Source organism: Streptosporangium sandarakinum, assembly GCF_050942225.1.
GTDB classification, from domain to species: domain Bacteria; phylum Actinomycetota; class Actinomycetes; order Streptosporangiales; family Streptosporangiaceae; genus Streptosporangium; species Streptosporangium nondiastaticum.
The window spans coordinates 2208841-2220625 of sequence record NZ_CP192034.1; the positions used below are offsets into that span (position 1 = coordinate 2208841).

Annotated in this window: 10 protein-coding genes and 1 tRNA gene; 7 read left to right on the forward strand and 4 right to left on the reverse strand. The window is 72.7% G+C overall.

Features of this window, described 5'->3' with window-relative positions; translation table 11 throughout:
• Positions 1-90: 90 nt before the first annotated feature.
• Positions 91-1218, reverse strand: a complete 1128-nt coding sequence (gene galK, locus ACQP10_RS10395; RefSeq protein ID WP_433541269.1) for a galactokinase — start codon at positions 1216-1218, stop codon at positions 91-93.
• Between the two features lie 172 nt (positions 1219-1390).
• Between galK and ACQP10_RS10400 the strand changes: the two genes are divergently transcribed.
• The 3 genes from ACQP10_RS10400 (at position 1391) to ACQP10_RS10410 (ending at position 2687) form a co-directional block, all read left to right on the forward strand.
• Positions 1391-1464 (forward strand) — tRNA-Ile (locus ACQP10_RS10400).
• Between the two features lie 382 nt (positions 1465-1846).
• Entirely contained in the window at positions 1847-2242 is a 396-nt protein-coding gene (locus ACQP10_RS10405; RefSeq protein WP_433541270.1) for a DUF2809 domain-containing protein, read from the forward strand.
• A 175-nt stretch (positions 2243-2417) separates the two neighbouring features.
• A complete protein-coding gene (locus tag ACQP10_RS10410) occupies positions 2418-2687 on the forward strand; it encodes a hypothetical protein (RefSeq protein WP_346020602.1) in 270 nt (89 codons plus the stop codon).
• A gap of 47 nt (positions 2688-2734) precedes the next feature.
• On the opposite strand, the gene ACQP10_RS10415 is transcribed toward ACQP10_RS10410, so the two are convergent.
• Positions 2735-3163 carry a DUF6463 family protein gene (locus ACQP10_RS10415; RefSeq protein WP_346020601.1) on the reverse strand — a complete coding sequence of 143 codons (429 nt, stop codon included), beginning with the start codon at positions 3161-3163 and terminating at the stop codon, positions 2735-2737.
• A 173-nt stretch (positions 3164-3336) separates the two neighbouring features.
• Here ACQP10_RS10415 and ACQP10_RS10420 point away from each other — a divergent pair, with 173 nt between their 5' ends.
• The 3 genes from ACQP10_RS10420 (at position 3337) to ACQP10_RS10430 (ending at position 8333) form a co-directional block, all read left to right on the forward strand.
• Complete coding sequence (locus ACQP10_RS10420) at positions 3337-3786, forward strand: GNAT family N-acetyltransferase (RefSeq protein WP_433541271.1); 450 nt, start codon at positions 3337-3339, stop codon at positions 3784-3786.
• Between the two features lie 172 nt (positions 3787-3958).
• Positions 3959-4831 carry a class I SAM-dependent methyltransferase gene (locus ACQP10_RS10425; RefSeq protein WP_433541272.1) on the forward strand — a complete coding sequence of 291 codons (873 nt, stop codon included), beginning with the start codon at positions 3959-3961 and terminating at the stop codon, positions 4829-4831.
• Between the two features lie 328 nt (positions 4832-5159).
• Complete coding sequence (locus tag ACQP10_RS10430; RefSeq protein WP_399499693.1) at positions 5160-8333, forward strand: amidohydrolase family protein; 3174 nt, start codon at positions 5160-5162, stop codon at positions 8331-8333.
• 53 nt (positions 8334-8386) lie between these two features.
• Here the strand turns inward: ACQP10_RS10430 and ACQP10_RS10435 are convergent, their stop codons facing one another.
• Positions 8387-9643, reverse strand: coding sequence for an MFS transporter (locus ACQP10_RS10435; RefSeq protein ID WP_399499692.1), 1257 nt, complete (start codon positions 9641-9643; stop codon positions 8387-8389).
• Between the two features lie 118 nt (positions 9644-9761).
• Here ACQP10_RS10435 and ACQP10_RS10440 point away from each other — a divergent pair, with 118 nt between their 5' ends.
• Complete coding sequence (locus tag ACQP10_RS10440; RefSeq protein ID WP_433541273.1) at positions 9762-10667, forward strand: LysR family transcriptional regulator; 906 nt, start codon at positions 9762-9764, stop codon at positions 10665-10667.
• Positions 10668-10769: 102 nt separating this feature from the next.
• Here the strand turns inward: ACQP10_RS10440 and ACQP10_RS10445 are convergent, their stop codons facing one another.
• Complete coding sequence (locus ACQP10_RS10445; RefSeq protein ID WP_389997484.1) at positions 10770-11768, reverse strand: helix-turn-helix domain-containing protein; 999 nt, start codon at positions 11766-11768, stop codon at positions 10770-10772.
• Between the last annotated feature and the right edge of the window lie 17 nt (positions 11769-11785).

Consider the following 11785-nt stretch of genomic DNA (forward strand, 5'->3'; position numbering starts at 1 on the left):
GGCGTCGGTGGCAGCCGCCCGGTCTGAACCCGCTCCTCCGCCGCCTCGGTGCCGAGGCCGTCACCTCGTCACCGGGACGGCAGAAGAGGGTCACCGGAGACGACGGGCTCCGGCGGCCGGGACGGCGGGGTAGATCTCCGGCCGGGCCCAGCCGCGCTCGGCGTAGGCGAGGACCACCGAGTCCTGTACGGCCTGCACCCGGTCCTCGGCGACCAGCGCGATGGCCGACCCGCCGAACCCGCCGCCGGTCATCCGCGCCCCCCGCGCCCCGCCGCGGACCGCCGCCTCCACGGCCACGTCCAGCTCCGGGCAGGACACCTCGAACTGGTCGCGCAGCGACAGGTGGGAGGCGTTCAGCAGGGCGCCGATCTCCTGGACGGCCCCGGCTCGCAGCAGCCCGATAACCGCCTCGACCCGGTGGTTCTCGGTCACCACGTGCTGGGTGCGCCTGCGCTCGTCGCCGCTGAGCCGCCCCAGGGCGGCCGCCAGGTCGGTCACGTCGCGCAGCGCGGCCACGCCCAGACGCCTGGCGGCGTCCTCGCAGTCGCGCCGGCGCCGGGCGTACTGGCCGTCGGCCAGCTCGTGGCGGACCCCGGTGTTGATGATCAGCAGCCGCAGACCGTGCGCGGCGAGGTCGAACGGGACGTTCCTGCTCCCCAGGCTCCGGCAGTCGAGGAAGAGCGCCCTGCCCTCCTCGGCGAGCGCGGAGGCGGCCTGGTCCATGATCCCGCAGGGCATGCCCACGAAGTCGTTCTCGGCCCGCTGCGCGACCTGAGCGACCTCCATCTTCGTCATGCCCAGGCCGTACAGGTCGTTGAGGGCGGTGCCGACCGCCACCTCCAGCGCCGCGCTGGACGACAGCCCCGCCCCCTGCGGGACGTCCCCGTCGATCACCAGGTCGGCGCCCCGCACCGGGCGCCCCCCCTCGCGCAGCGCCCAGAACACTCCGACGGCGTAGCGGGCCCAGCCCGCGGCCCGCTCCAGATCCTCGACGGTCTCGACACCCCCCGGCTCGGCCGCCTGGAGCGAGCGCAGCCGTACGACGCCGTCCTCGCGCGGCGAGACCGCCGCGGTGACCCCCCACGGCACCGCGAACGGCAGGACCAGCCCGTCGTTGTAGTCGGTGTGCTCGCCGATCAGGTTGACCCGTCCCGGAGCGTGCCACACCCCCTGGGGCTCCGTGCCGAAGGACTCACGAAAAGCATCAACAACGCGCATGGTCAAACACTCCTCAACAAGGTCCCTCCGTAGAGTAGCGAGTCCGGAACGCCCCTCCGACCTCGCAGGTCCCCAGAGGTCCCCAAAGGTCACAGCTTGAACGCGCCGCGCTCGCCGGATGTGCGAACGGGCCCGACCTTTGGTTGAATGCCGCAGTACGGCATGCGCGCGAGGGGCGGTAGCTCAGCCGGTTAGAGCAGGGGACTCATAATCCCTGGGTCGCGGGTTCGAGTCCCGCCCGCCCTACCTCTCGTGACCACCTCGGATGTGCCTTCAGCCTGCCTGATCGCGGGCAGGGGCGGGCTTGCGGTGTCCGATCGTCTGCGGCTGTCTCTTCCCAGCGCCTTCCTACACAGCCGCAGCACCCCCCCGCGCATCGCCCGCCGCGGCATCGAGTCCAGCCAGAGACCGGGGCGCCGCCGCTGGGTCGCCGAACGCGCAGTCTCCCGGTCGGCCGACCGCCGCCTACGCCGACGCTACGAACGTCGAGCCGACCACTCCGCATCCTTCATCGCAATCGCCGCAGCCCTCATTTGCCACCGCCGACTCGCCAGATGAGTCGCCGTCCAAGGGGCGAGCTCTATGATCGGTTCGCCCTGATCGTTGAGTTTCGGAAGGTGTCGATCCCATGCGCCGCGCCATGGTCCTCCTGGGTGGCGTCGCCCTCGCCGTCGGCGCGTTCGTCCTCTTCTACCGGGGCCCGGGGCAACCGTTCATCCGCGGCTACGTGAGCGACGTCGTCGCCACCATGCTGGTCTACGCGTTCCTGGGGCTGCTGTGGCGCACCACCGCCGCACGCCGCGCCCTGGCCACGGCCGCGATCGCCGTCGCTGTCGAGGTCTACCAAATGGTCGGCACGACCCCGCCGGGCGTCGGCGGTGTCCTGGTCGGCGCGTTCCCCGACCCATGGGACCTGGTCGCCTATGCCGTCGGTGTGGTCGCGGCCGTGGCCTGGGAACGCCGATCGGTCCGATCCGATGATCGGACCGGCGGACTCTCGGACGCCACCCCACCGGCACGCTGACGGTACGGTCCCCACGGCGGCGAGGTCATCGGATCCGTCGTCGGCGTCACCGCCGCCCGGTGCCCATGGGCGCGAGGGCGACGGCTGCCGGCCGTACCCGTGATGGTGCCGCGCCCGCCCCTTAAGTCGGACGCGGCGGGATGCGAACCGGGTTGCCGGTGGCGCTCAGCCGTCGGTGCGGCTCCAACCCGAACACGGCGTTGGCGAGCCTGGACTCGACGTCGCGACGGAGTTGTGCCCGCACCTGGCCGCCGGAATGGTCCTGAACGCCTTCCACACCGTGCTGCAGTGGTGGAGCGACAGCGACGGCACCGAGGATCCCGCCGCACTGACCGGCCGGTCCTTCGCCGTCATCGCGCCGGCCCTGGACGCCGTGTGCGTGCCTGGGCGCGAGGCTCGGGCCTGTCGCCTTCCTGGGGAGGCCCCCGGCCGGACACGGCCGTGATCCGCGCGGGTTGCGGGACGCCCCGGTCCCGGGGCGGTGAGGCTTGCTCAGGATCGGCCGCGGGGGCGGCGTCTGACGGTGATGTCCGCCGCGATGAGCAGCCCGGAAGGGATGACTCCGAGCAGGAAGCCGCTCGGCCCGATCAGGCCGACGGCCAGCGCCGCCCAGACGAGGATGGTCCAGCCGACGTACCCGGGAACGCGTTGTCCCTGCCGCCCCGCCCGCGCGACCAGCAGCCCCAGCAGCCCCAGCACCACGACGAATCCGCCGGGCAGCGCCCAGAACGTCGCCACCGAGTCGCTGTCCGGGGCAGGGTCGTGGAGGTCCCCGGCGAGCCAGCTGGACCAGGGGGCGAGGGGAGCGAATACGGCGGTGTGCGCCACGGCGATCAGGATCATGGAACGGCCGGCCCATACGGTGAGCCGGCTCGGGAGCGTGGACAACGCGGGTGGATGAGTCGTGGATGTGGTGCTCATGGTGGCCAGTTTCTCCGGGCGGCGGTCCGGTGTGCTCCCCCGTGGGAGGGATGCGGTTCCCTCGCTCCGGGGGGTGACGCACCCGGGTCCGCGCCGCCGGCTTCACATGATTAATCATGATCGCTAATGTCGTCGGTGTGTAGGTCATACTCACGACCGCACAGGTCGAGGACGTGCCCGCGCTCGTCGCCTCGGCCGCCGCGCTCTTCCGGGAGGACGGCGGCAGGCGGGATCCGTTCATGGACGTGGACTGGCCGTCGAGGGACGGGCACGACTACTACCGGGGGATGGTGACGGGCGCGAGGAGCCTGGCGCTGCTCGCCCGGACCGGTTCGCCCGACGGGCCGGTGGTCGGTCATCTCACCGCCCGGCTGCGGGGCCGGGACGAGCTCCGTCCGGACGCCGTCGTGGCCGAGCTGGTCAGCATGCGGGTGGACGAGGAGCATCGGGGGCACGGCGTGGGGGCCCGGCTCGTCGAAGGATTCTTCGCGTGGGCCGGGGAGCGGGGCGCGAACCAGGCCGTGGTGTCCGCCTACGCGGCCAACACCGGCGCCATCCGCTTCTACCGGGCGCGCGGGTTCGTTCCCGAGCACATCTCGCTTCGGGCGGACCTCGACGGGTGAACCGCCGACAGCCCTCGGCGGGCATAGACCGCCTTGGGACCGAGCGTGAACGCGGTCCTGCGACGGGTACGGCGCGCTCATCGCAAGCGGGCTCCGTCACCGGCGTCGAGCACCTGCCCGTCCGCTTCGAATTCGATGGCTTCCGCGCGGTGGTCGTCGTTACCGTGTCACGGTGATCTACGAGCATCCTTTGGCGTACGTGCTCGGGCTGGAAGGCATCGCCCTGATGCGGGCCTACACCGGCGAGCACGACCGGGCGTTCGTCGAGGCGCGCCTGGCCGAGATCCGCGGGTTCCTCGACGACGACTCCCTGGCCGGCGCCGCCGTCGAAGTGACCCGCGTTGACGCCGTGGAGGGTTACCGGATCTGGTCGCGGACCTACGACGGCCCCAACGCCACGTTCGACCTCGACGAGCCCTTCATCAGGGAGATCGTCGACGCGTTGCCGGCCGGCGACGCCCTGGACGCGGCGTGCGGCACCGGGAGGATGGCGGCCTACCTGGCCGGTCGCGGCCATCGGGTGCGCGGCGTGGACAGCTCGCCCGACATGCTGGAGCGGGCGCGCGGCAGGGTGCCGCAGGCGGAGTTCCGGCTGGGCGAGCTGTCCTCCCTGCCGGTGCCCGACGAGTCCGTCGACCTGGTGGTCTGCACGCTGGCGTTGACGCATGTGCCCGTGCTGGACCCGGTGCTGGCCGAATTCGCCCGGGTGCTGCGGCCCGGCGGACACGTGGTGATCGCCGACATCCACCCCGAGGGCGTGGCGCGGGGGGTGGTCCCGCCCGTACGGCTGCCGGACGGCCGGCCGGGGAGGGTGGCCACCTACCGCCACCTGGTCGGGGACTACATACGGGCCGCGCTGGCGGCCGGGCTCCAGGCGCGGCGTTGCGAGGAGCCCAGGCATCCGCCGGGGGAGCCGCGCGAGCGGACCGACGCCCTGCAGCCGTGGGACGTGTGGCCGTGGGCCCTGTACGACCTGGCGCCCGAGGCGGCGCACGCGGCCATCGCCGGGACGCCGTCGATGCTGTTCTGGCACTTTCAGCGCTAGGTTCCGGGTGGATCATCCCGGCCGCCGCGGTCGCCCGGGCGGGCTCGGCCCGATCCGAACCTGAGCGTGATCACGAACGGGCGGGGTCGGCCGATCGGTCCCGTCCTCGCGCCCCGGCGGGTGCCGTCCCCGGAGAGCCCCCACGGGGGCCGACCGCTCACAGATCGATCTCAACCGCTCGCCCTGCTCCATGTGCCGTTGGGCGGCGACTGGCGTCCGCTCATCGCACCGGACGCCGCCGGCTTCCATGGGACGACCGCTTCAAGGTCATGATTCGGAGATCGCGGCAAATCGCCAAAAAGCGTGAAATGTAGGAGGAAAAGCTCTAGTGCCTCCCACCCCGACGTCCCCCGACGCGCCCGTCTCCACCACCGAATCGGCGTTCCGTCCGTCCCGCCGGGCCGTCCTGGCCGGCACCGTGACCGCACTCGCCGCCACGCTCATCCCCACCACCGCCACCCGCGCCCGAGCCGACGAGGCCCGCGGCGGCGGGAACACCTCCGTCACATCCGGCACCGACTTCGCCGTCGTACCGTCACCTGACGGCCGCATGCTCGCTCTCGACATGCTCGGCGTCCTGTGGGTCTGCTCCGCTTCCGGCGGCACCGCCCGCCGGCTCACCAGTGACCTGTACGACATCGCCCAGCCCGACTGGTCCCCGGACGGGTCCACCATCGTGTTCCAGTCGTACCGCGACGGTGTCTTCAACCTGTGGACGATCCGGCCCGACGGATCGGCGATCACCCGGCTGACCACCGGCCCGTTCGACCACCGCGAGCCCCGGTACAGCCCTGACGGGCGCACCATCGTCTACTCTTCCGATGCCGGTGGCAGCTACGGCATCCACCTGCTCGACGTCGCCACCGGCGCGACCCGCGCCCTGACCGACACGTCCGCCGAGGAGTACGAACCGGCCTGGTCGCCCGACGGGACCAAAGTGGCGTTCGTCGTCTCGGACTCCAGGATCGACGTCGTCGACGTGGCCACCGGCGCCCGCAGCACCGCGGTCACCGTTCCCGCCGGCCAGGTCATCCACCAGCCATCATGGATGCCGAACGGAAGGGACATCGCCTACCACCTCTTCCACGCCGGCGCGAACGACCTGGCCAGCACCGCGGGCACGCTCGTCACCGGCGAGGAGGTCTTCCCGTTCCAGGCACGGTTCACCCCGGACGGACGCTACTTCTACACCTCCGCCGGCACCATCCGGACCCGCCGCCTCGGCTCCACGTCCGCCGGCACGGTGGGCTTCACCGCCGCGCTGACCGTGACCACTCCGAAGTACAGGAAGAACGTCCGCGTGTTCGACGCGCCCGGGACATTCCAGGCCGTCGGCATCGGCAGCCCGACCGTGTCCCCGGACGGGTCCACCATCGCGTTCCGCGCACTCAACGACATCTACACGATGCGGATCGGGCACAAGCCGGTCCCGCTGTTCCGCGACCGGTGGTGGAAGGCGGACCCGGACTTCTCTCCGGACGGACGGCACCTGGCGTTCGTCACCGACCGCACCGGCACGCTCAACATCTGGGCCCGGGACCTGACCACCGGCACGGACCGCCAGCTGACCCGGCTGACCGACTCCGCCGCCCTGTCGGTCCGGTGGTCCCCCGATGGGAAGGAGATCGCCTACCTGGATCAGGACGGCGCGCTGTGGGTCCTCGACGTCGCCACCGGGGACATCCAGAAGGTCTTCGACGCCACCTTCGAACCAGGCCGGCCGACCTGGTCGCCCGACGGGAAGACGATCGCCCTGGCCGCGGTCGTGCCGTATTCGCGGCGCTACCGCGAGGGCCTGTCCAAAATCCTTCTCGTCGACCGGGCGACCGGCGCGGGAACGTACATCGACCCGGCCCCGCACCGGTCCCTGCAGACCCGCGGCGACGACGGCCCCGTCTGGTCGCCGGACGGCACCATGCTCGCCTTCGCCATGGAATCGCTCCTGTGGGTCCTGCCGGTCGACAGGACCGGACGGCCCACCGGCCCGGCCCGCCGGATCACCCGAGAGCTGTCCGACGCCCCCGTCTGGGCCGGAGACTCCGCCACCCTGCTCTACCTGAACGGCGGGCGCCTGAAGACCGTTCGCGTCGACGGCAAGCCCGGCCGATCCATCCCGATCCCGCTGACCTGGCGAAACGACCCCGGCCCCGACCAGATCGTCATCCACGCCGGCCGCATGTGGGACGGCGCTTCCGCGACCGTCGCCCGCGACGTCGACATCATCGTGCGCGGCCAGCGCATCACCGCGATCGAGCCGCACCGGGACGGACGGCCCGGCACTCTGATCGACGCCGGCGACAAGTTCGTCATGCCCGGCCTGATCGACATCCATCACCACCGCGAAATGCAGGGTTACGCCTACGGGTCCCGGCAGGGCCCGCTGTGGCTCGCCCTCGGCATCACGACGACCCGCTCACCCGGCTCGCCCGCCTACCACATGGTCGAAGAGCGCGAGTCGGTCCAGTCCGGTGTCCGGCTCGCACCGCGCTACCTGGGCACCGGTGAGGCCATCGACGGGCCGCGCATCTACTACAACTTCATGCGCCCGACGTTCTCCCACGACCAGCTGCGGCTGGAGCTCGAACGGGCCGCCAGCCTCGACTATGACCTGATGAAGTGCTACGTGCGGCTGCCGGTCGTCTGGCACAGGGAAGTCATCGACTGGGCCCACCGCAACGGCAGACCGGTCACGTCCCACTACCACTATCCCGCGATCGCGATGGGCGGCGACCAGACCGAGCACGTCGGCGCCACCAACCGGTTCGGCTACTCGCGCACCGTCACCAATGTCGGCTCCGCCTACTCGGACGTCGTCTCCATGTTCAACGCGTCGAAGATGGCCAGAACCCCGACCCTGTTCGGCTCCAGCACCCTCTACAAGGAGGACACCTCGCTGGTCACCGACGAACGAGTCCGCCGGCTCTACCCGAACTGGCGGATGAAGAAGCTGGAGGAGTCGGTCACCTCGGCGCGGACCGCCGACCAGACGGCGACCCGGGAGAACCTGGCCAACCAGGTCGCACAGCTCGTGGCGATGGTCCGCGGCGGCGGCGTCGTCACCGCCGGCACCGACGCGCCGATCGATCACCTCGCGATCAGCCTGCACATGAACCTGCGGGCCATGGTCAAGTACGGCCTGACCCCGCTGGAGACGCTCAGGACCGCGACCGGTACGTCGGGGGCGTACCTCGGCCAGCCGCTGGGCAGGATCGGCAAGGGCATGTACGCCGACCTGGCCATCGTCGACGGCGACCCGCTGTCCCGCATCGAGGACGCCGCGAACGTCACCGCCGTCGTCGTCGGAGGGAGGCACCACACGGTCGAGCAGTTGCTCGCGCCGTACCCGTCCTCCACGACGACCGACCAGGCCTCGTCCGGTGCCCCGGCACCTCGCGGCAAGGTCAGGGCCCGCGTGCCCGCCCACCCCGGCACCGCGGACTTCTGGTGGAACAGCTCCACCGAGCTGGAAAGGGCCCGCACCTCCTGCGGCCACGACCACTAGGACCTGTCTCGTGGGCCATCTGAGCCAGGGCGGCGGGCTCTTCGGCCCCGGTCTCAACGGGCCCGCCCTCCCGGCAGGGCCGGTGTCCGGCGCAGCAGTACGGCCAGCACCCCGGTGGCCAGCAGGAGCACGGTGGCGAGCGCGACGACGCCCGGCCAGGCGGCGGCCGTCCAGGCGGGTCCGGCGAGGCTGCCGAAGACCGACGAGCCCAGGTAGTACGTGAACAGGTAGAGCGAGGCGGCCTGGCCGGTGGACACGCCGCCGGCGTGCGCGCGGGCGGGCACCCACCCGCTGGCGAGGCCGTGGACGGCGAAGAAGCCCGCGGTGAGGAGTGCCAGCCCGGCCACGACGACCGGCAGCGAGGACGGCAGGGTCAGCAGGGCTCCGGCGACGGCGAGGAGGCAGCCCAGCGGCAGTACGGCGCGGCGCCCGCGGACGTCGGCGAGCCGGCCGAAGGCGGTGGAGCTGAGGGTGCCGAGCGGGTAGACGAGGAACACCAGGCTCGCGACGCCGAGGCCGAGGCCGAACGGCGGCCCCTGGAGCCGGAAGCCGACGGTGTTGAACACGGCGACGAGGGCTCCCATGGAGCAGCCGCCGATGGCGTAGAGGGTCACCAGCCCCGGGTCGGAGACCGCGCGCAGGCTCATGCGCAGCAGGGCGCGGGCGCCGGCCGGGGCCGGGACGAACCCGCGTGAGCGGGGGAGCAGCAGGCGGACGGCGACGGCGCACGCCAGGCCGAGGACCGCGGCCGCGGCGAGCGCCCAGCGCCAGCCGGCGGCCTCTCCCACGGCGCCCGTCACGAGACGGCCGATCATGCCGCCCAGGGCGGTGCCGCCGACGTACAGCCCGGCGGCGCGGGCGTGCGTCGAGGGGTGCAGTTCCTCGCGCAGGTAGGCGGTCGCCACGGCGGGCAGCCCGGCCAGCACGATGCCCTGGAGCAGGCGCAGCGCGAGCAGGGCGGACCAGCCGGGGGCCAGCGCGCACCCCGCCGCCACGACGGCGGAGGCCGTGACGGACAGGTGGATGAGGCGGGTGCGGCCCAGCACGTCGGACGTGGGACCGGCGACCAGCAGGGCGACCCCCAGGCCCAGCGTGGTCAGCGAGACGCTCAGCGTGCTGTCCCCGGTGGAGACCCCGAACTGCGCCGAGAGCTCGGGCAGGATCGCCTGGGTGCTGTACAGCAGGGCGAAGGTGGCCACCCCGGCGGCGAACAGCGCCACGACCACGCGCCGGTAGGCGCGCGACCCGGGCAGGTAGCCCTCCGGCGGGGCGCTCGGCCGGGGCGCCGCCTCCACGGTGTGCCGACTCATACCTGTCTGTTCCTCGGTGTGGTGGATTCTCACTGACCTTCCGAGTCTCGGGCGCGACACCTGATACGTCCAATGTGCGTTCCGGTCGGTTTCGATACGCGAGGCGTATGATTAATCCGTGCTGCTCCGGGATCTCGCCTGGCTGGCCGCGCTCGCCGACCACGGGCACGTCACCGACACCGCCGCGGTCCTCCGTACCAGCCAGCCGACGCTGTCGCGGGCCCTGGCCCGCGTGGAGGCCGAGCTCGGCGCCCGCGTGTTCGAGCGGGCGCACGACGGCGTGCACCTGACGCCCACCGGGGAGATCGTGGTGGCCGCCGCGCGGGACCTCACCGCCCGCTACGACCAGCTGCTCTCCGACCTCGGGAGCGTGCTCGACCCGGACACCGGGGTGGTACGGCTGGCCTTCCTCGACTCCATCGCCACCTCGCTCGTCCCCCGGCTGCTCCGCTCCTTCCACGGGCACGCGCCCCGGGTACGGGTGCTGCTGAGCCAGGAGCCCGCCCACGAGATCGGCCGTGACCTCGGCACCGGGGCCGTGGACCTCGCCATCACCTCCCCCCGCCCGCCCGGCGACCACGGCTGGCACCCCCTGCAGGAGGAGCGGCTGGTGCTCGTCGTACCGCCCGGCCACCGCCTGCGGGACCGCGGACGGGTCCGGCTGGAGGAGCTGGCCGGCGAGGAACTCGTCACCACACCGGCCGGCTTCGGCTACCGCGTCCTGGTCGACGCCCTCCTGCGGGACGCGGGGGTCTCTCCGGCGATCTCGTTCGAGAGCCAGGACCTCGCCACCATCGAGGGCCTCGTCGCCGCCGGGCTCGGCGTGGCGATCGTCCCCGAGCCCTTCGCCGGGCAGTCGGGCACCGTCGGGCTTCCCATCGCCTCCGAGGGCGCCCGCCGTACCATCGGCCTGACCTGGCGCACCGACCGTCCGCTGCCCGCCCCGGCCGCCCGCTTCCGCGACTACGTCACCGGGTCGGCGCGCCGGCCCGCCGCTCCCGGGTCGGTGGGCGCACCGGTCTGATGGGTGTCCCGGCCCGGCCGGGGTTCGTCCGCGCCGGGTTCGCCAGAGCCGTGTTCACCCTTGCCGCGTTCGTCAGAGCCGGGTTCGTCCCTGCCGGGTTCGTCAGAGCCAGCCGCGGGCGGCGGCCGCCGCGCCGGCCTGGAAGCGGGTCGTCACGCCGAGCCGCTCGACCACGGCGGCGATCTTGCGGGTGGCCGTCCGCGCGCTGACGCCCAGGTGCCGGCCGATGGCCTCGTCCTTGAGGCCGGCGTTCAGCAACCGCAGCACGAGCAGGTCCTCCTCGGGCGGCCGCTCGTCCGTCGTCTGTGGCAGGCCCGTCAGCGGCCGGCCGCGTTCCCAGTAGACCTCGAACAGCTCGACGAGCGCGTCGAGCAGCCGGGAGGGGTGCAGCAGCGCGATGTTGTCGTACACCCCGTCCACCAGCGGGAACAGGCCGACCCTGCGGTCGGCGATGCGCAGCTTGAACGGCAGGTGCTCGACGAAGCGGGAGCGTTCGCCCTCCTCGGCCAGCCGTACCAGGGTCTCCAGGCGGCCCGGGCGGTCCAGGGAGTCGGCACAGTAGACCACGCGGATGTCCACGCCACGCGTCAGCAGGCTCCGGGTGCCCGCCAGCTCCGACTCGTTGGTGTCCGCCGAGTCGTCGGGGCGGCCCACGTAGGGCGGGCGGTCGAAGCCGAGCAGCTCGGTGCTGACCGTCCGCTGCACCTCGGTGATGACCCGCTTGACGGACTCCTCTCCCGCCAGGACCTCCACGACCCCGGCCGGGCCGGCCTCCATCCGGCCCGAGTGGTAGAGCTGGGTGAAGTCCGAGACGACCGTCCTGACCGCGGCCAGCCGCGTCTCGGTCTCCAGCCGCCGCCGGTCCACCAGCCACTCGATCGCCGCCTCCGGGGGCACCGCCTCGTACCGGCCGGGCCCGCCGCGGCGCAGCAGCCCGGCATCGGCCAGGTGGGCCAGCGCGGAACGCACCCGGGCCGGGCCGACGCCGAGTTCGGCGGCCATCTCCCCCGTCCGCCGGCCGGGCCGGCGCAGCAGCAGCCGGTACACCCGTTCGTCGAAGTCCGTGACGCCCACGGCGCCGAGCACGGACCGATCGCCCACGGAGCACCTGCCGAAAT